This window comes from Streptomyces sp. NPDC002698, from assembly GCF_042888945.1.
GTDB lineage: Bacteria > Actinomycetota > Actinomycetes > Streptomycetales > Streptomycetaceae > Streptomyces.
The window spans coordinates 64,450-88,462 of sequence record NZ_JBIAQM010000012.1 but is presented as its reverse complement, the minus strand read 5'-3'; the positions used below and the strand labels follow the sequence as shown (position 1 = coordinate 88,462).

Below are 24,013 nucleotides of genomic sequence, written 5' to 3'. Positions count from 1 at the left end.
TGGGCATGAAGCGGCTCGACACCTGGAAGCACGGGACCATCGGAGTCGTGTGCGGCCGGCGGTCCAAGTGGCTGATTCTCGCCCTGTGGCTGCTGATCCTGCTCTTCGTGGCACCGCTCGGAACGAAGCTGAGCGACGCCCAGGACAACGACGCGCAGTCCTGGCTGCCCGGCTCGGCCGAGTCCACCCAGGTCCTCGACATCTCCAACGGGTTCAGGCCCGAGCAGATCCCCGCGGTCGTCGTCTACGCGCGCCCGGACGGTCTGACGGTGCAGGACCGGCGGCAGATCGCCGAGGACGTGCAGCAGGTGAAGACGCTGCGGGAACACGGCATCCGCGGCGCCGAGACCCGCGGACCGGTCTTCGACCGGCAGCCGGACCCCCGCGCGGCGCAGGTCTACGTCCCCATCACCATGGACGCGGCCGGCTGGCAGCGGATCGCCCCCGCCGTCGACTCCATCCGTGACCAGGTCGGCAAGGGCGGCGACGGGCTCTCGGTGCACATCACCGGGCCCGGGGGTACGGCAGCCGACTCCTCCAAGGCCTTCGAGGGCATCGACTCGACGCTGCTCTTCGCCGCGATGGCCGTCGTCATCGTGATGCTGCTGATCACCTTCCGCAGCCCGATCCTGCTGTTCGTCCCGCTGCTCGGCGTGGTCGTCGCCCTGTTCACGGCGCAGGCGCTGATCTATCTGCTGGCGAAACACGCCGGTCTGACCGTCAACGGCCAGAGCGCGGGCATTCTCACCGTGCTCGTGTTCGGCGCGGGGACCGACTACGCGCTGCTGCTGGTCGCCCGCTACCGCGAGGAACTGCGCCGTCACGAGGACCGGCACGAGGCGATGAAACTCGCCATGAACCGGGCGGGGCCCGCCATCCTCGCGTCGGGCGCCACGGTCGTGCTGAGCATGCTGGTGCTCCTGGTCGCGGAGATGAACTCGACGCGGGGTCTCGGCCCGGTCGCGGCGATCGGCGTGGCCGTCGCCCTGCTCGCCATGCTCACGCTCTTCCCCGCCCTGCTGCTGGTCTTCGGCCGCTGGATCTTCTGGCCCGCCGTCCCGCACCTCGGCTCGGCCGATCCGACCAGGAGCGGCGTCTGGGCGCACATGGGCCGGCGGATCGCCCGCCGCCCGCGGACCTTCTGGGTGGCCACGGCGCTGGCGCTCGGGCTGCTGTCCCTCGGCCTGATCCAGCTCCGCGCCGCGGGCATCCCCAACGCCGACCAGTTCACCGGGAAACCGGACTCGATCGTCGGCCAGGAGGTGTCGGCGCGCTACTTCCCCGCGGGCGACGGGGATCCGCTGGTCATCGTGTCCAACACGGCGCAGGGCAGACAGGTCGGCGAGGCCGTGGCGGCGGATCCGGGCGTGGTGCCGGCGAGCATCGGGGTGCCCCCGGGCACGGCGCCGGTGCACGACGGCAAGGTGCTGTTCGAGGCGACCACCCGCGCCCCCGCCGACAGCGCGGCGGCGAAGGACACCGTGGAGCGGGTGCGCGACGCGGTGCACGCCGTACCCGGGGCCGACGCGAAGGTGGGCGGCGGCTCGGCTGCCCTGCTGGACATGGAGAACGCCCAGACGCACGACAACTACCTGGTCATCCCGCTCGTCCTGGTGGTGGTCCTGCTCGTCCTGAGCGTCCTGCTGCGCGCGCTGGTCGCCCCGCTCCTGCTGATCGGGACCGTGGTGCTGTCGCTGGCCACCGCCCTCGGTGTGAGCGCGCTGGCGTTCCGGCACGTCTTCGACTACGCGGGCGAGGACGTGGCGTTCCCGCTGTTCGTCTTCGTGTTCCTGGTGGCGCTCGGCATCGACTACAACATCTTCCTGACCACCCGTATCCGCGAGGAGGCCGGCCGCCACGGCACCCGGCAGGGCGTGGTGACGGGCCTCGCCACCACCGGGGCGGTGATCACCTCGGCCGGCCTGGTCCTCGCGGGCACGTTCGCGGCACTGGGCACCCTGCCGATCGTGGGGTTCGCGGAGATCGGCTTCGCGGTCGCCCTCGGCGTGCTCCTGGACACGTTCGTGGTGCGCTCGGTGCTGGTCACCTCGCTCTTCCTCGATGTCGGCCCGAAGGTGTGGTGGCCGAACCGGCTCGCGCACGAGGACGGCGGCTCCCGGCACCCGGACACGGCGGAGCCGGAGCGGTCCGGGGAGCTCACGGCGTCCCCGGGACCCGCGGGCCCCCTGGACACCGGGGACCCGGACGACTCCACGAGACCCGCCCGGCCGCCCGACTGACTGACGAGACGCACCGGAGCCCGGGCCGATCGCCGGACCGACGGCCCGGAGCGACCCGGACGACAGACCCGGGAGCGTCGGATCAGGCGGTTCGGCGGATCAGGGCCAGGTACATCGCGTCCGTCCCGTGCAGGTGCGGCCACAGCTGGACGTCGGGGCCGTCGCCGAGCGCCGGCACGCCGGGCAGCAGCGGACGGGCGTCGAGCAGTTCGGCGGAGCCGTCCTCGAAGTGCTTGAGGACGTCGTCGACGACCGCGCGGGTCTCGGCGAGGTGCGGCGAGCAGGTCGCGTACCCGACGACACCGCCGACCCGCACCGATGCGAGCGCCGTGCGCAGCAGCCCGCGCTGGAGCGACGCGAAGCCGTCCAGGTCCTCGGGGCGACGCCGCCAGCGGGCCTCGGGACGGCGGCGCAGCGCGCCCAGACCCGTGCAGGGCACGTCCATGAGCACCCGGTCGAAGGTGCCGGGCCGCCACGGCGGGCGGGTGCCGTCGGCGGCGATGACCTGGTAGGGGCCGGGGTTCCCGGCGAGTGCCTTGGCGACGAGCCCCGCGCGGTGCGGCTGCTTCTCGGAGGCGAGCAGCGTCGCTCCCCGCCGGGCGGCGAGGCCGGCCAGCATCGCGGCCTTGCCGCCGGGTCCGGCGCAGCCGTCCAGCCAGGCCCGGTCGGGGCCGTCGAGCGGCGCGTTCGCCAGGGCGATCGCCACCAGCTGGCTGCCCTCGTCCTGGACACCCGCACGGCCCTCCCGTACGGCGTCGATGGCGCCCGGCTCGCCGCCCTCGGTGAGCCGCACGGCGTACGGGGACCAGCGCCCGGGAAGCGCCGAGTCCTCGTCGAGGGCGTCGAGGAGTTCCCCGGCGGTGGAGCGTCCGGGCCGGGCGACCAGGGTCACCTCGGGCCGCTCGTTGTCGGCCTCCAGCAGGTCCTCGATGCCGGCCCGGCCGCCGCCGAGGGAGTCCCAGAGCGCGGAGACGACCCAGCGCGGGTGCGAGTGCACGACGGCGAGGTGCTCCTCGGCGTCCTCGTCGTAGGGCGGGGCGACCTGTTCCAGCCAGGCGTCGAGGTCCTGCCGCGCGACCTTGCGCAGCACGGCGTTCACGAACTTGGCCCGCCCGTCGCCGAGCACCACCCGGGCCAGCTCGACCGAGGCGGAGACGGCCGCGTGCGTCGGGATGCGCGTGCCGAGCAGCTGGTGGACCCCGAGGCTGAGCACATCGAGGACCGGCGGGTCGACCTCCCGCAGCGGCCGGTCGACGCAGGCCGAGATGACGGCGTCGTACGTCCCCTGGCGGCGCAGCGTGCCGTACACCAGCTCGGTGGCGAGCGCGGCGTCCCGTGCGTCGAAGTCGTCCTTCTGCCTCGCCTTGCGCAGCAGCGGGGGCAGGACGAGGTTCGCGTAGGCGTCCCGCTCGTCCACGGCCCGCAGCGCCTCGAAGGCGAGCATGCGGACCGGGTCCTTCTGGGGGCGGCGGTAGGGCTTGCCGGGCTTCTGCGGCCGACTGGGCTGCTCACTCACGAAAAAGGTGCTCCGGATCCAGGAAAAAGATGCGCTTATCAGCGTACGCCGCAGGTCCGGCGTCAGACTCCGAGCCGCTCCCCGGACGGAATGCGCACCCCGCGGGCCCAGTCGGCCGCGCGCATGGGCTTCTTGCCCTGGGCCTGCACCCAGAGCAGCTCCACGGCGAAGGAACCGGTGCCCACGTACACGTTGTTCTTGGCGACCGACAGCTCGCCCGGGGCGAGATCCGTGCGGTCGGGCACCATCGCGACCTGGATGAGCTTGAGGCGCTCGTCGCGGAAGACGGTCCAGGAGCCGGGTGCGGGCGTGCACCCGCGCACCACGCGGTCGACGCGCAGCGCCGGGGCGGCCCAGTCGACGTGGGCGCTCTCCACGGTGATCTTCGGCGCGGTGCTGATGCCGTCGGCGGGCTGCGGCACGGCCTTGAGCGTGCCGTCCTCGATCCCGTCCATCGTCGCGGCGAGCAGTCCCGACCCGGCGAAGGCGAGCCGCGTGAGCAGGTCCCCGCTGGTGTCGGTGGGCCGGATCTCCTCGGTGACGGTCCCGTACACCGGCCCCGAGTCGAGGCCCTCCTCGATCAGGAAGGTGGAGGCGCCGGTGATCTCGTCCCCGGCCATGATCGCGTGCTGCACGGGAGCCGCGCCGCGCCAGGCGGGCAGCAGCGAGAAGTGCAGGTTGACCCAGCCCTGGGCGGGGACGTCGAGGGCGACCCGGGGCAGCAGCGCCCCGTACGCGACGACGGGACAGCAGTCCGGGCCGATCTCCCGCAGCCGGGCCAGGAAATCCTCGTCCCGGGGCTTCGCGGGCTTGAGCACCTCGATCCCGGCCTGCTCCGCCCGCTCGGCGACCGGACTCGCGACGAGCCGTCGCCCCCGTCCGGCCGGCGCGTCCGGCCGGGTCACGACGGCGGCCACCTCGTGCCGCCCGGAGGCGATCAGGGCGTCCAGGGCGGGAACGGCGACCTCGGGGGTGCCTGCGAAGACGAGCTTCATGGGTGGTGGTTGGCCTCTCGGGCGGGAGCACTTCCATCCCCCGCGCGCGTACCGGTTCGGGCCGTGCACGGGGCAGCGCACCAGTCTATGCCGCGCGGGGCCCGGAGGCCCGGGCGTTCTCCACAGGGCCATGTCCCCGGGCCCGCACGGGCGGTACGGCCGCGCGGGCGGGGCACCGGGACGGGCGATGTACGGGGACGGGCTGTGTTCGGCGTATCCGGGAAGCACTTGGCCTGACGGGTGCGCGCCGGCCCGCCGCGGCCGGGCTCCGGCGGTACGCGCCGTCCGCGTACGGGTCCGGGTGGTGCGGACCGGCCGTCGGCGCAGGCGGAGGGGGCCGCCCGTAGGCGCACGGGGCGCGTCGATCGCACGACGGGGGGCGTACAGCGCGGGACGCGCCCCGTTCATATGCTCTTGCGCCCTTGCACCCGTGACCACTCACCCGTCCACGCGTTGGTCAAGAAAGAGTTGACCACAGCGGACCGCAGACCAGCGGCCCGATCCCTTTCAACGACGGTTCGAGAGGCTTGTTCATGGCCGACCATGCAACCCACGACGCCCAGGCTCGGGCCAGCCTGCACTTGCTGGTGCGGGACATCGAGCGGGTCCGTCGGCAGGTGGACGCACTGCGCACACTCACCGCCCAGTTGGGCAACGTCTACCGCCCACGCCGCGCCGGCCCCTCCACGGGCTTCGTCGTCTACGGACGCGCCCCCGCCCCGACCGTCCGTCTCGCCCAGGAACTGCGGGACAGCGTCGAGACCCTGGTCACCGCCGCCGTGGACTTCGACCGCTCCCTCGGCTTCTCGTGGGACGCGGTGGGATCGGCCCTCGGCGTCACCAAGCAGGCGGTGCACCGGCGTTACGGCGCCCGCCGAGCCGCCGCCCAGGCCGCCGCCGAGGCGGAACGCGCCACGGAGACCGCCGACACGCGTACGGTCGCCGTCAACGCCGCCCTGCCGTCGGTGCCGACCGTCCCCGCCGCCCACTCCATGCCGACCCAGCCGACGGCCGGCAGTCCGACGCTCCGCAACGAGGTCAGGCCCACGGCCCTCCCGGGCCCGCGCAACGGCTGACCCGACCGTCCGAGACGACAACTGCCTCCCGGCGCCAGGCCCCGGGGGGGCAGTCCCCTGCGCACACCCGTGCCGAGTCCTTCCCCCTCCAGCCCCCGGTCGGCCCGCGCTTCCTGCCGACGAGCGGAAGCATGCCCCCCTGACATCGGGTCACCCGGTCACCCGGTCACCCACACGGTCCGGGGCGGGCACCTGTGCGGCACACGGTCCACGACCCGCGCTCGGCGCGACCCCACCGGATCCCACCCGGCCTCACCCGATGTCGGGCGGCCTCACCCGATGTCGGGCGGCCTCACCCGATGTCGGGCGGATCGATCCGGATGCGTACGGGGTCACCGCCCCCGCGGGCCATGCGCGCCGCCTGCGCGCTCTTCAGCGCCGCCGCCAGAGCGGCGCCACTGCCCGGGGGCACCCGGATGAGCACCCGTTCCCCGGGCTCCCCGGGAGGCGGTCCACCGGGCCGCCTGGGCCGCCCCGCCTCACCGGCCGACAGCGGTACGGGCCCCAACACCTCGGCGTCGCGCGGCAGTTCGGCAGCCGCGAGGAACCCGGCGAGCGCCTCCGGCGCCCCGGACACCGCCGCCATCCGCGAGACGGGCGGAAATCCCAGCTCGGCCCGCTCGGCGAGTTCACGCACCGCGTGCCCGACCGGATCCCATCGCACGAGCGCCTGCACGGGCCGCAGGGTCGGTTCGGCCACGACCGCGACCGTGCCGCCCGCTCCCTGCGGACGGACCAGCGCGGCGGCCGCCGTCCACCGGCGCAACGCGTCCTCGCCGGCCCGCAGATCGGGCCGTCCGAGCATGGCCCAGCCGTCGAGCAGCAGGGCCGCCGCGTACCCGCCCTCGGCGACCGGTTCGGCCCCCGGTGTGCTGACCACCAGGGCGGGTGCCGCGGACACCGTGTCCAGCACCTGCTCCCGCCCGGACGTGCGCACCGGCACGGCCGGGAACGCCCGCCCCAGTTCCTCGGCGGTCCGCCGGGCGCCGACGACCTGCGCCCGCAGCCGGAACCCGCCGCACTCCTGGCAGTGCCAGGCCGTCTCGTCCCGCCCGCACCACCCGCAGCGCAGCGCCTGGGCGTCCTGCGCCTCCAACGGCCCCGCGCAGTGCCGGCACCGCGCGGGCTCCCGGCACCGCGCACAGGCCATCCGGGGCACGTATCCCCGCCGGGGCACCTGGACCAGCACGGGCCCGTGCTTCAGCCCTTCCCTGACGGTCTGCCAGGCGAGCGTCGGCAGCCGGGCGGCCCGTGCTGCCTCGTCGCGGGCGAGGTCGCCGTCCGAGACGGTCCGCACCAGCGGCGCGGCGGCACGCACCTGGTCCCGGTCGGCGGCCAGCGGCAGCGCCCAGCCACTCTCGACCAGTTGCGCCGCCTCCACCGTGCACGTCCAACTTCCCAGCAGGAAGCCGCACTTGTCGCGTGAGGCGCGCAGCTCCAGGACTTCCCGGACATGCGGGAAGGGAGCGTTGTCGTCGCTGTGTCCGTCGTCGCCGTCGTCCCAGACGACGACCAGGCCCAGGTCCCGCACCGGCGCGAACATGGCGGCCCGGGTGCCGACCACGGCCCGGACGGACCCGCGCCGTACGGAGAGCCAGTCTCGGTAGCGCCGCTCCGGTCCGGCGTCGGCGGTCAGCACGGCGTGATGCCCCTCGCCCAGCAGGGACTTGAGGGCCGTGTCGACGCGGGCGGCGGGCCGGCCCGCCGGGACGACGACGAGCGCGCCGCGCCCGGAGGCGAGCGTCGCCTGCACCGCGCGGGCGATCTCCTCGGCCCACTCGGGACCGGGCAGCGCGGTCCACACCGCGCGCGGGGCGCCGCCGGAGGCGAGCGAGGCGAGGAAGTCGGCGCCTCGCCCGTAGCGCCGCCAGGTCCCGGGGTCGGGTGCGGCGGGCGGCGGCGGGGGCGCCGGCGACTCCCGCGCCTCGGCACGGGCGTGCCGGGGCGGCACGGCCAGTTGCAGCACGTCGGCCAGCGAACCCGCGTACCGGTCGGCGACGGCGCGGGCCAGCCCCAGCAGTTCGGGTCCGAGGACGGGTTCGGGCGAGACGACCTGGGCGAGGGCGGCCAGGGGCCCGGAGTAGTCGGACTCGGCGACCCGCTCGACGAGATATCCGTCGATGAGACCGCCGCCCTCGCGCCGCCCCTCGCGCACGGTGCGCCCGCCCGCGCCGAAGCGGACCCGCACCCGCACGCCCGGCTGCGCGACGGCGTCGAGGTCCTCGGGCACGGCGTAGTCGAAGTACCGGTCGAGGTGCAGCACGCCCTTGTCGACGAGCACCCGCGCGACGGGCAGTTCCCTCGCCAGCGGGGCACCCCGCCAGGTCCGCGGCTTCGCCTTCGGTGCCTTGGCCTGCCGCACGGTCTCCCGGATCAGCGCAAGCTGCTCGGGCGGTGCGCCGTCCGCGCCGCCCGCGCTGTCCTCGGATCGCCCGTTCGCGCTGCTCACAGCAGTATTCCTACCAGACCGCACTGACAGCGCCGCCCGCCCGAGATCGGGCCGGACGCGGATCGCGAACGCCTTGACGGCGCTTTCGCCATGGACCGCTCGGCCATACCGGTCGGGGACCGGCAGCAGGATTCGAACCTGCGAGGGGTCATCGCCCCAGAAGTATCCGCGGCCGTCGCACCGGGCCGGACGACACCGGTTCTCCCGAGATCAGGGCGGCAGCGGAACGTGATCCAGATTCACCGCACGCCGTGGGCGTACTCCACCGAAGTAACCGCGGCCATCGCACCGGGAGATCGTCAGCGTACGGACCCGGGCTCGGACCGGCCACCGTTTTTCCGCGCGGCCGTGAGGCTTTTCCGGCAGCCCGTGAGGCTCCCTGAAGGGTGGGGCTCCCGGAAGGGTGGGGCTTCCGGCAAGCCGTGAGGCCCGGCACCCCTCGGGGTACCGGGCCTCACGGTTGTGACGAGGCGTTCGCGGACTACAGGCCCGCGGCCCTGCGCAGCGCGTCCACCCGGTCCGTCCGCTCCCACGTGAAGTCGGGCAGCTCACGGCCGAAGTGGCCGTAGGCGGCGGTCTGGGAGTAGATCGGGCGGAGCAGGTCGAGGTCGCGGATGATGGCCGCCGGACGGAGGTCGAAGACGTCCGTGATGGCGGTCTCGATCTTCTCCGCGTCGACCTTGGCGGTGCCGAAGGTCTCGACGAACAGACCGACCGGCTCGGCCTTGCCGATCGCGTAGGCGACCTGGACCTCGCAGCGCGAGGCGAGGCCCGCGGCGACGACGTTCTTCGCGACCCAGCGCATCGCGTAGGCGGCGGAGCGGTCGACCTTGGACGGGTCCTTGCCGGAGAAGGCGCCGCCGCCGTGGCGGGCCATGCCGCCGTACGTGTCGATGATGATCTTGCGGCCGGTGAGGCCGGCGTCGCCCATCGGGCCGCCGATCTCGAAGCGGCCGGTCGGGTTCACCAGCAGGCGGTAGCCCTCGGTCTCCAGCTTGATGCCGTCGTCGAGGAGGGCCTTCAGCTCCGGCTCCACCACGAACTCGCGGATGTCGGGCGCGAGCAGGGACTCCAGGTCGATGTCCGAGGCGTGCTGCGAGGAGACGACGACGGTGTCCAGACGGACCGCCTTGTCGCCGTCGTACTCGATGGTGACCTGGGTCTTGCCGTCGGGGCGCAGGTACGGGATGGTCCCGTTCTTGCGGACGTCGGACAGCCGGCGCGAGAGCTTGTGCGCGAGGTGGATCGGGAGCGGCATCAGGTTCGGGGTCTCGTCCGTCGCGTACCCGAACATCAGGCCCTGGTCGCCGGCGCCCTGCCTGTCCAGCTCGTCCTCGTCGCCCTCGACACGGGACTCGTACGCCGTGTCGACACCCTGCGCGATGTCCGGGGACTGGGACCCGATCGACACCGACACGCCACAGGACGCCCCGTCGAAGCCCTTCTTCGAGGAGTCGTAGCCGATCTCCAGGATCTTGTCGCGGACGAGCTGGGCGATCGGCGCGTACGCCTTGGTCGTGACCTCTCCGGCCACGTGCACCAGGCCGGTGGTGATGAGCGTCTCCACGGCGACCCGGGACGTCGGGTCCTCGCGCAGGAGGGCATCGAGAATGGTGTCGCTGATCTGGTCAGCGATCTTGTCGGGGTGACCCTCGGTCACGGACTCCGAGGTGAACAGGCGACGGGACACAACGCTCCCTGTGGTTGCAGCGGCTGCTGGCTGATCATTGGTGGACGGCCGGGGGCTGCGCCCGGCGTCGTCCGAGAACAGTTTATCGGTCGCACTCGGCCGCGGGACCCCTGTCTCGCCTCTCGGAAGGCCTGTGACCTGCGGCACGGGCATTCTGCGCCATGGCCATGGGTCTCCGCCAGGGTCGCCACGCCCGATTTTGCGCGATTTGTGTGACAGGTGTGACGGGAGAGGATTCACACCAGTCGGCGTGTCACCAGGTCCCACACCGTCTCGGCCAAGGCTTCCTTGGGTCCGTAGGGCACCGGGGTCTCACTTCCGTCGGCTCCGAGCACCACCGCCTCGTTCTCCTCGGAACCGAAGGTCTTGCGCTCCCCCACCTCGTTCACCACCAGGAGATCGCAGCCCTTGCGCTCCAGTTTGGTCCGTCCGTTGGACAGGACGTCGTCGGTCTCGGCGGCGAATCCCACCACGACCTGGCCAGGGCGCGCGCGGTCCGCGGAGATCTCCGCGAGGATGTCCGGATTACGGACCAGAACGATCGGCTCCGGTTCCTTGCCGTCCTTCTTCTTGATCTTTCCGGCCGCGTACGTCTGGGGCCGGAAGTCCGCCACCGCGGCCGCCATCACCACCACGTCGGCGTCCGGGGCCGCCTTCAGCACGGCTTCCCGCATCTGCACGGCGGTGCCGACCTGGATCACGTCGACCCCTGCCGGGTCCGCCAGCCCCGTGTTCGCGGCGATCAGGGTGACCCTGGCGCCGCGCGCGGCCGCGGTGCGGGCGAGCGCGTACCCCTGCTTGCCGGAGGAGCGGTTGCCGAGGAAGCGGACCGGGTCGAGGGGCTCGCGGGTGCCGCCGGCGCTGACGACGACGTGCCGTCCGGCGAGATCCGGCTCGGTGACCCCGCGGGCGAGGACACGGCGGCAGACCTCGAAGATCTCCCCCGGGTCGGGCAGCCGCCCCTTGCCGGTGTCGACGCCGGTCAGACGCCCCACGGCGGGCTCGATGACGACGGCGCCGCGCCGCCGCAGCGTCGCCACGTTCTCCTGCGTCGCCGGGTGCTCCCACATCTCGGTGTGCATGGCGGGCGCGAAGACGACCGGACAGCGGGCGGTGAGCAGTGTGTTCGTCAGGAGGTCGTCGGCCAGCCCGTGGGCGGCCTTGGCGAGCATGTCGGCCGTCGCGGGGGCGACCACCACGAGGTCGGCGTGCTGCCCGATGCGGACGTGCGGGACCTCGTGGACGTCCGACCAGACCTCGGTGGACACGGGGTGGCCCGAGAGGGCGGACCAGGTGGCGGCGCCGACGAAGTTCAGCGCGGAGGCGGTGGGCACGACGCGTACGTCGTGTCCCGACTCCGTCAGTCGTCGCAGCAGCTCACAGGCCTTGTACGCGGCGATGCCACCGCTGACCCCCAGAACGACCTTCGGCTTGTCCACCGTCTCTCCCCGGGCTCGGAAATCTACGACTCCATGACACACCACAGGCCCGACAGTCGCGCCGCCGGGCCTGGGATGAGCATTGGACGACTACTGAGCGGGGCCCTCGACGGCCTCGGAGGTCAGCAGTCCCGCGTTGATCTCGCGCAGGGCGATCGACAGCGGCTTCTCGTGGACGTGGGTGTCGACGAGCGGACCGACGTACTCGAGGAGGCCCTCGCCGAGCTGCGAGTAGTACGCGTTGATCTGGCGGGCACGCTTGGCCGCGTAGATCACCAGGCTGTACTTCGAGTCGGTGGCCTCGAGAAGCTCGTCGATCGGAGGGTTGATGATGCCCTCGGGAGCAGTGATGGAAGAGGACACGCTCTGCCTTCCGAAAGGTGGAAATTGACCTGAAAGATCAAACAACTGCCACCAAGGCTAGCAGCTCACGCGCCACGTCCTCGACGGAGGTGTTGACCAGGGTGACGTCGAACTCCGGCTCGGCGGCCAGTTCGATCTTGGCCGCGTCCAGCCGACGCTCGATCACCTCGGGCGGTTCGGTGCCGCGCCCGGTGAGCCTGCGCACCAGCTCCTCCCAGGAGGGCGGGGCCAGGAACACGAGGAGCGCTTCCCGCATGGACTCGCGGACCTGCCGGGCTCCCTGGAGGTCGATCTCCAGGAGGACCGGCTTGCCCGACTCCAGGTGCTCCATGACCGCGGCACGCGGGGTGCCGTAGCGGTTGCCGGCGAATTCGGCCCACTCCAGGAGCTCGCCGTTGGCGATCAGCTTGTCCATCTCGTCGTCGGAGACGAAGAAATAGTGGACTCCGTGCTTCTCACCGGGGCGCGGCTTGCGGGTCGTCGCCGACACCGAGAGCCACAGCTCGGGGTGTGCTTTGCGCATATGAGCGACGACCGTGCTCTTGCCGACCCCCGAGGGGCCGGAGAGCACGGTCAGCCGCGGACGTGCGTCCGGGGGTACGGGGGACGTCCCCCGGGGTGTTACAGCCATGCAGCGATTATTCCAGCAATCCTGGTGTGTCCAGGACTCAGGCGCCGGAACCACCGAACTCGCGCTCCAAAGAGGCGATCTGGTTCGAGCCGAGACCGCGCACGCGGCGGCTCTCGGAGATCCCGAGTCGCTCCATGATCTGCTTGGCGCGGACCTTGCCCACGCCCGGCAGGGACTCCAGGAGAGCGGAGACCTTCATCTTGCCAACGACGTCGTTCTCCTGGCCCTGCTTGATGACCTCGTGAAGAGAGGCGCCGGAGTGCTTGAGTCGATTCTTGACCTCGGCCCGCTCCCGGCGAGCCGCGGCGGCCTTTTCGAGCGCGGCTGCGCGCTGTTCAGGGGTAAGGGGCGGAAGAGCCACGCCTACGTCACCTCGGATGTCGAACTGTCGGATACGGACCGGTGAGGAACCTAGTCGCCCCACACCGGGGAGCCCCGGGCAACACGCTCGCCCGTTCTCCCTGCTGCCTTGACGGCCCAGGAGGTGCTCCCACTCGACGGAGACTAGCGGGCAAGTGCGCCGGAGTCAGCGAGAACAGAGGAAAAGTCCTGGTCAGCCTCCCTGGAGCCCGACATTTACGACATACCTCCCCGGATTTGAGGGTGTATCCAGACTCGGGGACTCCCGAAGGCACTCGTCGGAGGCCTCTCGAACGGCTGTCGGAACGCTCAGGCGGCCGCGACGGCCGCCCTGATCTCCTCCGCGAACCCCTCGGCCGACTCCCGCAGGGCCATGACGTCGGGGCCGTGACGCAGGACACCCCGGCTCACGTTCGGGACGACGTTGCGCACGGCGGCCCCGAAGACACCCGCCAGATCGGCCGCGGTCGCCCCCTGGGCGCCGATGCCGGGCGCGAGGAGCGGGCCGTTGATGTCCAGGTCGTAGGAGGAGAGATCGCCCAGAGTGGCGCCGACGACCGCTCCGAAGGAGCCGAGCGGCCTCTCGTCCGCGTTCTCGGCCGCCAGGTGCCCGAGCATCGTCGCCCCGACGCTGCGTCCGTCCGCCCGCACCGCGTGCTGCACCTCGCCGCCCTCCGGGTTGGAGGTGAGCGCGAGGACGAAGAGCCCGGCCCCGCTCTCGCGCGCCAGCTCCACCGCGGGCCTCAGCGAGCCGTAGCCGAGGTACGGCGACACCGTCAGCGCGTCCGAGAAGAGCGGCGCGTCCTTGCGCAGGAAGGTCTCGGCGTACGCGGCCATGGTCGAGCCGATGTCGCCGCGCTTGGCGTCCATCACGACCAGCGCACCGGCCTCCCGTGCCTGTTCGACCGACTTCTCCAGGACGGCGATCCCGCGCGAACCGAACCGCTCGAAGAACGCGCTCTGCGGCTTGAGGACGGCGACCCGCTCGGCGAGCGCCTCGACCACCGTACGGCTGAAGCGCTCCAGGCCCGCGATGTCGTCGCCGAGCCCCCAGTCGGCGAGCAGGGACGCGTGCGGGTCGATGCCCACGCACAGGGGACCGCGCTCGTCCATGGCGCGGCGAAGGCGCGCGCCGAAGGGTTCCAGGCTCATACGGACTTCCTCACGTCGGCGCCGACCGCGTCGGCGAGGGTGGTGTACGGGCTCGTCCGCAGGCGGGCGGCGAGACCCTTGTGGATGGCGCGGCCCCAGAAGGGGCCCTCGTAGATGAAGGCGCTGTAGCCCTGGACCAGGGTGGCGCCGGCCAGGATGCGCTGCCAGGCGTCCTCGGCGCTCTCGACGCCGCCGACGCCCACCAGGGTGATCCGGTCGCCCACGCGCGCGTAGAGGCGGCGCAGCACCTCCAGGGAGCGCGCCTTGAGCGGCGCGCCGGAGAGGCCGCCGGTCTCCTTCACCAGGGAGGGGTCGGACGTCAGTCCGAGTCCCTCGCGGGCGATGGTGGTGTTCGTGGCGATGATCCCGTCCAGGCCGAGCTCGACGGCGAGGTCGGCGACCGCGTCGATGTCCTCGTCGGCGAGATCGGGCGCGATCTTGACGAGGAGCGGGACGCGCCGGTCGGTGACGGCACGGTCGGCGGCCTCGCGCACGGCGCTGAGCAGCGGCCGCAGCGCCTCGGTGGCCTGGAGGTTGCGCAGTCCCGGGGTGTTGGGGGAGGACACGTTCACGACGAGGTAGTCGGCGTGCCGGGCGAGGCGTTCGGCGGACTTGACGTAGTCGCCGACGGCTTCCGCCTCGGGGACGGTCTTGGTCTTGCCGATGTTGACGCCCACGACGGTCCTGAACACGGGCGTGCGGGCCGCCAGGCGCTCGGAGACGGCCGCGGAGCCCTCGTTGTTGAATCCCATGCGGTTGATCAGCGCGCGGTCCGGCACGAGGCGGAACAGCCGCTTCTTGGGGTTGCCCGGCTGCGGCTCCCCGGTGACCGTGCCGATCTCGATGTGGTCGAAGCCGAGCATCGACATCCCGTCGATGGCCACGGCGTTCTTGTCGAAGCCCGCCGCGAGGCCGAAGGGCCCGTGCATACGCAGGCCGAGCGCCTCGGTGCGCAGCTCCTTGTAGCGGGGCGCGAGCGCGGCGGCGACGAAGGTGCGCAGGACGGGGACGCGGGCGACGAGCCGGATCCAGCGGAAGGCGAGATGGTGTGCCTGCTCCGGGTCCATCCGCTTGAAGACGAGGTTGAAGAACAGCTTGTACATGATCATGTCCTCGAAAGTGCCCGGTGAGGGGCGCCTCTTGAAGGGGCAGGGAGCCTCGCGAAGAGGGGGCCTCGCGAAGAGGGGCCTCGCGAAGAGGGGGACACCGTTTCCGGTGTCCCCCTCAGGGCTGCTAGTCGCGCGCCGCGGTCAGATGCTCGGCGTGTTCCTGGAGCGAGCGCACGCCCACGTCGCCGTGGTTGAGCGCGTCGATGCCCTGGACGGCGGCGGCGAGCGCCTGCACCGTCGTCAGGCACGGGACCGAGCGGGCCACGGCCGCCGTGCGGATCTCGTAGCCGTCGAGACGGCCGCCGGTGCCGTACGGCGTGTTGACGATGAGGTCGACCTCGCCGTCGTGGATGAGCTGGACGATGGTCTTCTCGCCGTTGGGGCCCTCGCCCTCGCTCTGCTTGCGCACGACCGTGGCGTGGATGCCGTTGCGCTTGAGCACCTCGGCCGTGCCGGAGGTGGCCATCAGCTCGAAGCCGTGGGCGACGAGTTCACGCGCCGGGAAGATCATCGAGCGCTTGTCGCGGTTGGCGACCGAGATGAACGCGCGGCCCTTGGTGGGCAGCGGGCCGTACGCGCCGGCCTGCGACTTGGCGTACGCCGTGCCGAAGACGGAGTCGATGCCCATGACCTCGCCGGTGGAGCGCATCTCCGGGCCGAGCACCGTGTCGACGCCGCGGCCGTGGATGTCGCGGAAGCGCGACCACGGCATGACGGCCTCCTTGACGGAGATCGGCGCGTCCAGCGGCAGGGTGCCGCCGTCGCCGTTCGCCGGGAGCAGGCCCTCGGCGCGCAGCTCGGCGACGGTCGCGCCCAGCGAGATGCGGGCCGCCGCCTTCGCGAGCGGCACCGCGGTCGCCTTCGAGGTGAAGGGGACGGTGCGCGAGGCGCGCGGGTTGGCCTCGAGGACGTAGAGGATGTCCCCGGCCATCGCGAACTGGATGTTGATCAGGCCGCGGACGCCGACGCCCTTGGCGATGGCCTCGGTCGAGGCGCGCAGCCGCTTGATGTCGAACCCGCCGAGGGTGATCGGCGGCAGCGCGCACGCCGAGTCGCCGGAGTGGATGCCGGCCTCCTCGATGTGCTCCATGACGCCGCCGAGGTAGAGCTCCTCGCCGTCGTACAGCGCGTCGACGTCGATCTCGATCGCGTCGTCGAGGAACCGGTCGACCAGGACCGGCCGGGTGGGGCTGATCTCGGTGGACTCGGCGATGTAGGAGGCCAGCCGGGTCTCGTCGTAGACGATCTCCATGCCGCGTCCGCCGAGGACGTACGAGGGGCGCACCAGGACGGGGTAGCCGATCTCGTCGGCGATGGCCTTGGCCTCGGTGAAGGTGGTGGCGGTGCCGTGCTTGGGGGCCGGCAGACCCGCCTCCGCGAGGACCCGTCCGAACGCGCCGCGGTCCTCGGCTGCGTGGATGGCCTCGGGCGAGGTGCCCACGATCGGCACGCCGTTGTCCTTGAGCGCCTGCGACAGGCCCAGCGGGGTCTGGCCGCCGAGCTGCACGATCACACCGGCGATCGGACCGGCCAGCGACTCCGCGTGCACGATCTCCAGCACGTCCTCCAGCGTCAGCGGCTCGAAGTACAGGCGGTCGGAGGTGTCGTAGTCCGTGGAGACGGTCTCGGGGTTGCAGTTGACCATCACGGTCTCGTAGCCCGCGTCGCTGAGCGCGAAGGAGGCGTGGACGCAGGAGTAGTCGAACTCGATGCCCTGGCCGATGCGGTTCGGACCGGAGCCCAGGATGATCACCGCGGGCTTCTCGCGGGGCGCGACCTCGGTCTCCTCGTCGTACGAGGAGTAGAAGTACGGCGTGTTCGCGGCGAACTCGGCGGCGCAGGTGTCGACCGTCTTGTAGACCGGGCGCACGCCCAGCGCGTGCCGCACCTCGCGGACGACGTCCTCGCGCAGCCCGCGGATCTCGGCGATCTGGACGTCGGAGAAGCCGTGCCGCTTGGCCTCGGCGAGCAGCTCGGGGTAGAGCTTGTCCGCGGCGGTCAGCTCGTCCGCGATCTCCTTGATCAGGAAGAGCTGGTCGACGAACCACGGGTCGATCTTCGTGGACTCGAAGACCTCCTCGGGCGTGGCGCCCGCGCGGATGGCCTGCATGACGGAGTTGATGCGGCCGTCGGTGGGCCGGACGGCCTCGCGCAGCAGCTCGTCCTTGTCACCGGGCTCACCCACGAAGGTGAACTGGCTGCCCTTCTTCTCCAGCGAGCGCAGCGCCTTCTGCAGCGCCTCGGTGAAGTTGCGGCCGATCGCCATGGCCTCGCCGACCGACTTCATGGTGGTCGTGAGGGTGGAGTCGGCGGAGGGGAACTTCTCGAAGGCGAAGCGCGGGGCCTTCACGACGACGTAGTCGAGGGTCGGCTCGAAGGAGGCCGGGGTCTTCTCGGTGATGTCGTTCGGGATCTCGTCGAGCGTGTAGCCGACGGCGAGCTTGGCCGCGATCTTGGCGATGGGGAAGCCGGTCGCCTTGGAGGCGAGGGCCGAGGACCGCGAGACGCGCGGGTTCATCTCGATGACGATGATGCGGCCGTCCTCGGGGTTGACCGCGAACTGGATGTTGCAGCCGCCGGTGTCGACGCCGACCTCGCGGATGATCGCGATGCCGATGTCGCGCAGCCGCTGGTACTCGCGGTCGGTGAGCGTCATGGCCGGGGCGACGGTGATGGAGTCGCCGGTGTGGACGCCCATCGGGTCGAAGTTCTCGATGGAGCAGACGACCACGACGTTGTCGTTCTTGTCGCGCATCAGCTCCAGCTCGTACTCCTTCCAGCCGAGGATGGACTCCTCCAGGAGCACCTCGGTGGTCGGGGAGAGCGTGAGGCCCTGGCCGGCGATGCGGCGCAGCTCGTCCTCGTCGTGGGCGAAGCCGGAGCCGGCGCCGCCCATGGTGAAGGAGGGGCGGACGACGACGGGGTAGCCGCCGAGCGTGTCGACGCCCGCGATCACGTCGTCCATGGTGTGGCAGATGACGGACCGGGCGGACTCGCCGTGGCCGATCTTCTCGCGCACGGCCTCGACGACGCCCTTGAAGAGGTCGCGGTCCTCGCCCTTGTTGATCGCCTCGATGTTGGCGCCGATGAGTTCGACGCCGTACTTCGCGAGCACACCCTGCTCGTGCATGGAGATCGCGGTGTTGAGGGCGGTCTGGCCGCCGAGCGTCGGCAGCAGGACGTCGGGGCGCTCCTTGGCGATGATCTTCTCGACGAACTCGGGGGTGATCGGTTCGACATAGGTGGCGTCGGCGATCTCCGGGTCGGTCATGATCGTCGCCGGGTTGGAGTTGACGAGGATGACCCGCAGGCCCTCGGACCTGAGGACGCGGCACGCCTGGGTGCCGGAGTAGTCGAACTCGGCGGCCTGGCCGATGACGATCGGGCCGGAGCCGATGACCAGGACGGACTGGATATCGGTGCGCTTAGGCACGCTGGCCCTCCATCAGGGAAACAAAGCGGTCGAACAGGTAGGCGGCGTCGTGGGGTCCTGCCGCCGCTTCGGGGTGGTACTGGACGCTGAAGGCCGGCTGGTCGAGCAGTTGGAGGCCCTCCACCACGTTGTCGTTGAGGCAGACGTGGGAGACCTCGGCGCGGCCGAAGGGGGTCTCGGAGACCTTGTCGAGCGGGGCGTCTACGGCGAAGCCGTGGTTGTGCGCGGTGACCTCGACCTTGCCGGTCGTACGGTCCTGCACGGGCTGGTTGATGCCGCGGTGGCCGTACTTCAGCTTGTACGTGCCGAAGCCGAGGGCGCGGCCGAGGATCTGGTTGCCGAAGCAGATGCCGAAGAGCGGGGTCTTCCGGGCGAGGACTTCCCGCATGAGGGCGACGGGACCGTCGGCGGTCGCCGGGTCTCCGGGGCCGTTGGAGAAGAAGACGCCGTCCGGGTTCACGGCGTAGACGTCCTCGGCGGTGGCCGTCGCGGGCAGCACGTGCACCTCGATGCCGCGTTCGGCCATCCGGTGCGGGGTCATGCCCTTGATACCGAGGTCGACGGCGGCGACGGTGAACTTCTTCGTACCGATCGCGGGGACGACGTACGTCTCCTTGGTGGCGACCTCGGCGGAGAGGTCCGCGCCCTTCATCTCGGGCGCCTGGCGCACCTCGGCGAGCATGGTGCCCGCGTCGGGCAGCGCGTTGCCGGAGAAGATGCCGACGCGCATGGCGCCGCGCTCGCGCAGGTGGCGGGTGAGGGCGCGGGTGTCGATGCCGCTGATGCCGACGACACCCTGGTTGCGCAGTTCCTCGTCCAGGGAGCGGCGCGAGCGCCAGTTGGAGGGCACGCGCGCGGGGTCGCGGACGACGTATCCGGCGACCCAGATCCGCTTGGACTCGGGGTCCTCGTCGTTGACGCCGGTGTTGCCGACGTGCGGGGCGGTCATCACGACGACCTGGCGGTGGTAGGACGGGTCGGTGAGGGTCTCCTGGTAGCCGGTCATGCCGGTGGAGAACACCGCTTCGCCGAAGGTCTCCCCCACGGCCCCGTAGGAGCGGCCGCGGAAGACCCGGCCGTCCTCCAGGACGAGTACGGCGGGAAGCGCCTTCTCCTTCTGTGCGGCGTTCCCCTGAGTGGAGGTCGTCATCGTGCGCCTTCCGTTTCCGTCTTGTTGATCATGTCGTTCAGGGTGTCGGCCCATTCGTTGTGCTCGGCAGCGCGGTCCGAACGGAATCCGGAGTCGAGGAGCCGGTCGCCGTGCGCCCAGGTCACGACCAGGAGTCCGCCCTCGGTGAGGACCTTGCCCGCGATGCCCTTGTCGAGCCGGGCCCCGCGCAGCTGCGCGGCCGGGATGAAGAAGTCGTCCGCTCCGGGGCGTACGACGTCCAGTCCCGCGTCCGTCAGGGTGAGCTCGGCCCGGCTGCGGGTACCCAGGCCCTGCGCCACGATGCGGTCGAGCCACTGCCCGGCGGTGGTGGAGCCGTGGTAGCGGCCGCTCATGCTCAGTCTCGCCGGACCGGGGTCTTCCGGCGCGTCGGGAAGCTCGGGCAGGTCGCCCTGGAGGGTGCCGCGCCACTTCCAGCCCTCGCGCATCAGCCAGTAGACGAGCGCGACGAAGAGCGCGAGGCCGACGAGCCAGCCGATCCGGGCGGACCAGTCGGTCACTTCCGCGGACTTCTGTGCGGCGGCGATGGAGAGGAGAGGTGTCACGCGAGCTTCCCGTCGACGAGGGTGGCCTTGCCCCGCAGCCAGGTGTGGGTGACCCGGCCCGGCAGCTCACGGCCCTCGTAGGGGGTGTTGCGGCTGCGCGAGGCGAAGCCAGCGGGGTCCACGGTCCCACGGTATGCGGTGTCGACGAGCGTGAGGTTGGCGGGCTCACCTGCCGAGACGGGACGTCCGTGGCCGGTGGCCCGGCCGATCGCGGCGGGCTTCACGGACATGCGGTCGGCGACGCCGGCCCAGTCGAGGAGTCCCGTCTCGACCATCGTCTGCTGGACGACGGACAGCGCGGTCTCCAGGCCGACCATGCCCATGGCGGCGGCGGCCCACTCGCAGTCCTTGTCCTCGTGGGGGTGCGGCGCGTGGTCGGTGGCGACGATGTCGATCGTGCCGTCGGCGAGGGCCTCACGCAGCGCCATGACGTCGCGCTCGGTGCGCAGCGGCGGGTTGACCTTGTAGACCGGGTTGTACGACCGCACCAGTTCGTCGGTGAGGAGCAGGTGGTGCGGGGTGACCTCGGCGGTGACGTCGATGCCGCGGGACTTGGCCCAGCGGACGATCTCGACGCTGCCGGCGGTCGACAGGTGGCAGATGTGGACGCGGGAGCCGACGTGCTCGGCGAGCAGGACGTCCCGGGCGATGATCGACTCCTCGGCCACCGCGGGCCAGCCGCCGAGACCGAGCTCGGCGGAGACGACGCCCTCGTTCATCTGGGCGCCCTCGGTGAGGCGGGGCTCCTGGGCGTGCTGGGCGACGACACCGCCGAAGGCCTTCACGTACTCCAGCGCGCGGCGCATGATCACCGCGTCGTCGACGCACTTGCCGTCGTCGGAGAAGACCGTGACGCCGGCGGCGGACTCGTGCATGGCGCCGAGCTCGGCGAGCTTCTTGCCCTCCAGGCCGACGGTGACCGCGCCGATCGGCTGCACGTCGCAGTAGCCGTGCTCCCGGCCGAGCCGGTAGACCTGCTCGACCACACCGGCGGTGTCGGCGACCGGGAAGGTGTTGGCCATGGCGAACACGGCCGTGAATCCGCCGCTCGCCGCCGCGCGGGTGCCGGTCAGCACGGTCTCGGAGTCCTCGCGGCCCGGCTCGCGCAGATGGGTGTGCAGGTCGACCAGGCCCGGCAGCAGCACCTTGCCGTCGGCCTCGACGACCTCCGCGCCCTCGGCGGACAGGCCGGTACCGACGGCCTCGATGACCTCGCCGTCGATCAGGACGTCCTGCGGCTCGCCGCCGAGCACCCGCGCACCACGGATAAGGATCTTGCTCATGGTCTTACTTCTCCTCGGTACGGGTGTGGGTGACGGCGGGCTCGTTGCCGCCCAGGAGCAGGTACAGGACGGCCATGCGGATGGAGACACCGTTGGCGACCTGCTCGACGACGGTGCAGCGCTCGGAGTCGGCGACCTCCGCGGTGATCTCCATGCCGCGGACCATCGGACCGGGGTGCATCACGATGGCGTGCTCCGGCATTTTCGCCATGCGGTCGCCGTCGAGCCCGTAGCGACGCGAGTACTCGCGCTCGGTGGGGAAGAACGCCGCGTTCATCCGCTCGCGCTGCACGCGCAGCATCATCACGGCGTCGGACTTGGAAAGGGTGCTGTCGAGGTCGTACGAGATCTCGCAGGGCCAGCTCTCCACGCCGACCGGCACCAGGGTGGGCGGCGCGACGAGGGTGACCTCGGCCCCGAGGGTGTGCAGCAGGTCCACGTTGGAGCGGGCGACGCGGCTGTGCAGGACGTCGCCGACGATCGTGATGCGCTTGCCGGACAGGTCCTGGCCGATCCCGGCGTCCTTGCCGACGAGCCGGCGGCGCATGGTGAAGGCGTCGAGCAGGGCCTGCGTGGGGTGCTGGTGGGTGCCGTCGCCCGCGTTGATGACGGCGGCGTCGATCCAGCCGGAGGTGGCGAGCCGGTAGGGGGCTCCGGAGGCGCCGTGCCGGATGACGACGGCGTCGACACCCATCGCCTCCAGGGTCTGGGCGGTGTCCTTGAGGGACTCGCCCTTGGAGACGCTCGATCCCTTGGCGGTGAAGTTGATGACGTCCGCGGAGAGGCGCTTCTCGGCGGCCTCGAAGGAGATCCGGGTGCGGGTCGAGTCCTCGAAGAAGAGGTTGACGACGGTGCGGCCGCGCAGGGTCGGCAGTTTCTTGATCGGCCGGTCGGCGACCCGGGCCATCTCCTCGGCGGTGTCGAGGATCAGGACGGCGTCGTCGCGGGTGAGGTCGGCGGCCGAGATGAGATGACGCTGCATCTGTCAGGCTCCGTAGGGAAGTTCAGGGAGGATTCGGGCATGCGGGCGCGCGGGAGCGCACGTCGCGGCACGGGCCGGAGTGCTACTGGCGCTCGCCCGGGGAGGTCCGCTTGGCACCGAGCAGCACGGTGTCGCGACCGTCCTCCTCGGCGAGCTGGACCTTGACCGTCTCCCGCAGCGACGTGGGGAGGTTCTTGCCGACGTAGTCGGCGCGGATGGGCAGTTCGCGGTGGCCCCGGTCGACGAGGACCGCGAGCTGCACGGCGCGCGGCCGGCCGATGTCGTTCAGCGCGTCGAGCGCGGCGCGGATGGTGCGGCCGGAGAAGAGCACGTCGTCGACGAGGACGACGAGGCGGCCGTCGATGCCGTCACCGGGGATCTCGGTGCGGGCCAGCGCACGGGGCGGGTGCATGCGCAGGTCGTCGCGGTACATGGTGATGTCGAGGGAGCCGACCGGGATCTTGCGGTCGGTGATCTCCTCGAGCTTGTCGGCCAGCCTGCGGGCGAGGAACACACCCCGGGTCGGAATGCCGAGGAGCACCACATCGTCGGCGCCCTTGGCGCGTTCGACGATCTCGTGGGCGATGCGGGTCAGCACCCGCGCGATGTCGGGCGCCTCCAGAACGGGCCGCGCATCGGCTTCGTACTGCTGCTTGTCGTGCTCGGTGTCCATAAGAAACGGACCTCCTTCTCCGCCTCACGGGACGGATCATTAAAGGACGTCGGATTTGCGCCATCAACGGTACCAGCCCGGCAACGCAGCTGATCACATCGGTTTGAGCCACCCCTGCGTGACACCCGCCCGAGGGCGGTCGAAAATCCTTCGGCTTGACGGGGGAGAGTAACGCTGCGTAACCTCACAGTGAGTCACCAGCCGCGCGGCGGAGCCGCACGTTGATACAGCGTCCGGGGAGCTATATGTCCAGCGAATACGCCAAACAGCTCGGGGCCAAGCTCCGCGCCATCCGCACCCAGCAGGGCCTTTCCCTCCATGGCGTGGAGGAGAAGTCGCAGGGCCGCTGGAAGGCGGTCGTGGTCGGTTCGTACGAGCGCGGCGACCGCGCCGTCACCGTACAGCGTCTCGCCGAGCTGGCGGACTTCTACGGGGTTCCGGTCCAGGAACTGCTGCCCGGCACCACTCCGGGCGGGGCCGCCGAGCCGCCGCCGAAGCTGGTCCTCGACCTCGAGCGGCTCGCGCACGTGCCGGCCGAGAAGGCGGGCCCGCTCCAGCGCTACGCGGCGACGATCCAGTCGCAGCGCGGCGACTACAACGGCAAGGTGCTGTCGATCCGCCAGGACGACCTGCGCACCCTCGCCGTGATCTACGACCAGTCCCCCTCGGTCCTGACCGAGCAGCTGATCAGCTGGGGCGTCCTGGACGCGGACGCGCGCCGCGCGGTCGCCCACGACGAGGGCTGAATCCCTTAGGACAGCTCAGCAGAAACGTGGGGGGGGGGGGGGGGGGGGGGGGGGGGGGGGGGGGGGGGGGGCGGGGGCGGCCGGCGGGGGGGGGGGGCGGGGCGGGGCGGGGCGGGGGGCCGGCGCGGGCGGGGGGCGGGGGGGGGGGCGGCGGGGGCCACAG

19 protein-coding genes are annotated in these 24,013 nt (G+C 71.7%); 3 read left to right on the top strand and 16 right to left on the bottom strand.

Annotation, left to right across the window (positions count from 1 at the left end):
* Window positions 1–5 precede the first annotated feature (5 nt).
* Window positions 6–2,240 carry an MMPL family transporter gene (locus tag ACFYW9_RS18965; RefSeq protein ID WP_389151296.1) on the top strand — a complete coding sequence of 745 codons (2,235 nt, stop codon included), beginning with the start codon at window positions 6–8 and terminating at the stop codon, window positions 2,238–2,240.
* An 82-nt stretch (window positions 2,241–2,322) separates the two neighbouring features.
* Here the strand turns inward: ACFYW9_RS18965 and ACFYW9_RS18960 are convergent, their stop codons facing one another.
* Together ACFYW9_RS18960 and fmt are read right to left on the bottom strand one after the other, a co-directional pair.
* Entirely contained in the window at window positions 2,323–3,756 is a 1,434-nt protein-coding gene (locus tag ACFYW9_RS18960) for an RsmB/NOP family class I SAM-dependent RNA methyltransferase (RefSeq protein WP_389151293.1), read from the bottom strand.
* A 62-nt stretch (window positions 3,757–3,818) separates the two neighbouring features.
* A complete protein-coding gene (gene fmt / locus ACFYW9_RS18955) occupies window positions 3,819–4,751 on the bottom strand; it encodes a methionyl-tRNA formyltransferase (protein WP_351862534.1) in 933 nt (310 codons plus the stop codon).
* Between the two features lie 533 nt (window positions 4,752–5,284).
* On the opposite strand from fmt, the gene ACFYW9_RS18950 reads away from it, so the two are divergent.
* On the top strand, window positions 5,285–5,827 hold the full coding sequence (locus ACFYW9_RS18950; protein WP_351862533.1) for a hypothetical protein: 543 nt from the start codon (window positions 5,285–5,287) through the stop codon (window positions 5,825–5,827).
* A gap of 292 nt (window positions 5,828–6,119) precedes the next feature.
* Here ACFYW9_RS18950 and ACFYW9_RS18945 read toward each other — a convergent pair whose 3' ends face one another.
* From ACFYW9_RS18945 to pyrR, 14 genes are all read right to left on the bottom strand, one after another.
* Window positions 6,120–8,276, bottom strand: coding sequence for a primosomal protein N' (locus tag ACFYW9_RS18945; RefSeq protein WP_389151290.1), 2,157 nt, complete (start codon window positions 8,274–8,276; stop codon window positions 6,120–6,122).
* A 481-nt stretch (window positions 8,277–8,757) separates the two neighbouring features.
* Window positions 8,758–9,966, bottom strand: a complete 1,209-nt coding sequence (gene metK / locus ACFYW9_RS18940; protein ID WP_389151287.1) for a methionine adenosyltransferase — start codon at window positions 9,964–9,966, stop codon at window positions 8,758–8,760.
* A 236-nt stretch (window positions 9,967–10,202) separates the two neighbouring features.
* The gene (gene coaBC, locus ACFYW9_RS18935; protein ID WP_389151284.1) at window positions 10,203–11,405 is read right to left on the bottom strand and encodes a bifunctional phosphopantothenoylcysteine decarboxylase/phosphopantothenate--cysteine ligase CoaBC; all 1,203 of its coding nucleotides are present in this window, start codon (window positions 11,403–11,405) and stop codon (window positions 10,203–10,205) included.
* A 90-nt stretch (window positions 11,406–11,495) separates the two neighbouring features.
* A complete protein-coding gene (rpoZ, locus tag ACFYW9_RS18930) occupies window positions 11,496–11,768 on the bottom strand; it encodes a DNA-directed RNA polymerase subunit omega (protein ID WP_003982715.1) in 273 nt (90 codons plus the stop codon).
* Window positions 11,769–11,805: 37 nt separating this feature from the next.
* A complete protein-coding gene (gene gmk / locus ACFYW9_RS18925; RefSeq protein WP_328667005.1) occupies window positions 11,806–12,399 on the bottom strand; it encodes a guanylate kinase in 594 nt (197 codons plus the stop codon).
* A 37-nt stretch (window positions 12,400–12,436) separates the two neighbouring features.
* Window positions 12,437–12,760, bottom strand: coding sequence for an integration host factor (locus ACFYW9_RS18920; RefSeq protein WP_081223334.1), 324 nt, complete (start codon window positions 12,758–12,760; stop codon window positions 12,437–12,439).
* A gap of 308 nt (window positions 12,761–13,068) precedes the next feature.
* On the bottom strand, window positions 13,069–13,911 hold the full coding sequence (pyrF, locus tag ACFYW9_RS18915) for an orotidine-5'-phosphate decarboxylase (RefSeq protein ID WP_389151279.1): 843 nt from the start codon (window positions 13,909–13,911) through the stop codon (window positions 13,069–13,071).
* Entirely contained in the window at window positions 13,908–15,014 is a 1,107-nt protein-coding gene (locus ACFYW9_RS18910; protein WP_389151708.1) for a quinone-dependent dihydroorotate dehydrogenase, read from the bottom strand. Before ACFYW9_RS18910 ends, pyrF begins: the two co-directional genes overlap by 4 nt.
* Window positions 15,015–15,144: 130 nt before the next feature.
* Window positions 15,145–18,453, bottom strand: coding sequence for a carbamoyl-phosphate synthase large subunit (gene carB, locus ACFYW9_RS18905; RefSeq protein WP_351862527.1), 3,309 nt, complete (start codon window positions 18,451–18,453; stop codon window positions 15,145–15,147).
* Window positions 18,446–19,603 carry a glutamine-hydrolyzing carbamoyl-phosphate synthase small subunit gene (carA, locus tag ACFYW9_RS18900; RefSeq protein ID WP_389151275.1) on the bottom strand — a complete coding sequence of 386 codons (1,158 nt, stop codon included), beginning with the start codon at window positions 19,601–19,603 and terminating at the stop codon, window positions 18,446–18,448. Before carA ends, carB begins: the two co-directional genes overlap by 8 nt.
* Window positions 19,600–20,166, bottom strand: a complete 567-nt coding sequence (locus ACFYW9_RS18895) for a hypothetical protein (protein WP_389151272.1) — start codon at window positions 20,164–20,166, stop codon at window positions 19,600–19,602. Before ACFYW9_RS18895 ends, carA begins: the two co-directional genes overlap by 4 nt.
* Window positions 20,163–21,449: a dihydroorotase gene (locus tag ACFYW9_RS18890; protein WP_351862524.1), complete on the bottom strand. Its 1,287-nt coding sequence runs from the start codon at window positions 21,447–21,449 to the stop codon at window positions 20,163–20,165. Before ACFYW9_RS18890 ends, ACFYW9_RS18895 begins: the two co-directional genes overlap by 4 nt.
* A gap of 4 nt (window positions 21,450–21,453) precedes the next feature.
* Window positions 21,454–22,431 (bottom strand): aspartate carbamoyltransferase catalytic subunit, encoded by a 978-nt coding sequence (locus ACFYW9_RS18885; protein ID WP_351862523.1) that lies wholly within the window; start codon window positions 22,429–22,431, stop codon window positions 21,454–21,456.
* Window positions 22,432–22,513: 82 nt separating this feature from the next.
* Entirely contained in the window at window positions 22,514–23,104 is a 591-nt protein-coding gene (gene pyrR / locus ACFYW9_RS18880; RefSeq protein ID WP_326788929.1) for a bifunctional pyr operon transcriptional regulator/uracil phosphoribosyltransferase PyrR, read from the bottom strand.
* 245 nt (window positions 23,105–23,349) lie between these two features.
* Between pyrR and bldD the strand changes: the two genes are divergently transcribed.
* Window positions 23,350–23,850: a transcriptional regulator BldD gene (gene bldD, locus ACFYW9_RS18875; protein WP_037621142.1), complete on the top strand. Its 501-nt coding sequence runs from the start codon at window positions 23,350–23,352 to the stop codon at window positions 23,848–23,850.
* The last annotated feature ends 163 nt before the right edge of the window (window positions 23,851–24,013 follow it).

Bases quoted from the DNA above. Each gene is read 5' to 3' on its own strand.
- ACFYW9_RS18965 (WP_389151296.1), top strand. From the start codon at position 6: ATGAAGCGGCTCGACACCTGGAAGCACGGGACCATCGGAGTCGTGTGC.
- fmt (WP_351862534.1), bottom strand. From the start codon at position 4,751: ATGAAGCTCGTCTTCGCAGGCACCCCCGAGGTCGCCGTTCCCGCCCTG.
- ACFYW9_RS18950 (WP_351862533.1), top strand. From the start codon at position 5,285: ATGGCCGACCATGCAACCCACGACGCCCAGGCTCGGGCCAGCCTGCAC.
- gmk (WP_328667005.1), bottom strand. From the start codon at position 12,399: ATGGCTGTAACACCCCGGGGGACGTCCCCCGTACCCCCGGACGCACGT.
- pyrF (WP_389151279.1), bottom strand. From the start codon at position 13,911: ATGAGCCTGGAACCCTTCGGCGCGCGCCTTCGCCGCGCCATGGACGAG.
- ACFYW9_RS18910 (WP_389151708.1), bottom strand. From the start codon at position 15,014: ATGTACAAGCTGTTCTTCAACCTCGTCTTCAAGCGGATGGACCCGGAG.
- carA (WP_389151275.1), bottom strand. From the start codon at position 19,603: ATGACGACCTCCACTCAGGGGAACGCCGCACAGAAGGAGAAGGCGCTT.
- ACFYW9_RS18890 (WP_351862524.1), bottom strand. From the start codon at position 21,449: ATGAGCAAGATCCTTATCCGTGGTGCGCGGGTGCTCGGCGGCGAGCCG.
- ACFYW9_RS18885 (WP_351862523.1), bottom strand. From the start codon at position 22,431: ATGCAGCGTCATCTCATCTCGGCCGCCGACCTCACCCGCGACGACGCC.
- pyrR (WP_326788929.1), bottom strand. From the start codon at position 23,104: ATGGACACCGAGCACGACAAGCAGCAGTACGAAGCCGATGCGCGGCCC.
- bldD (WP_037621142.1), top strand. From the start codon at position 23,350: ATGTCCAGCGAATACGCCAAACAGCTCGGGGCCAAGCTCCGCGCCATC.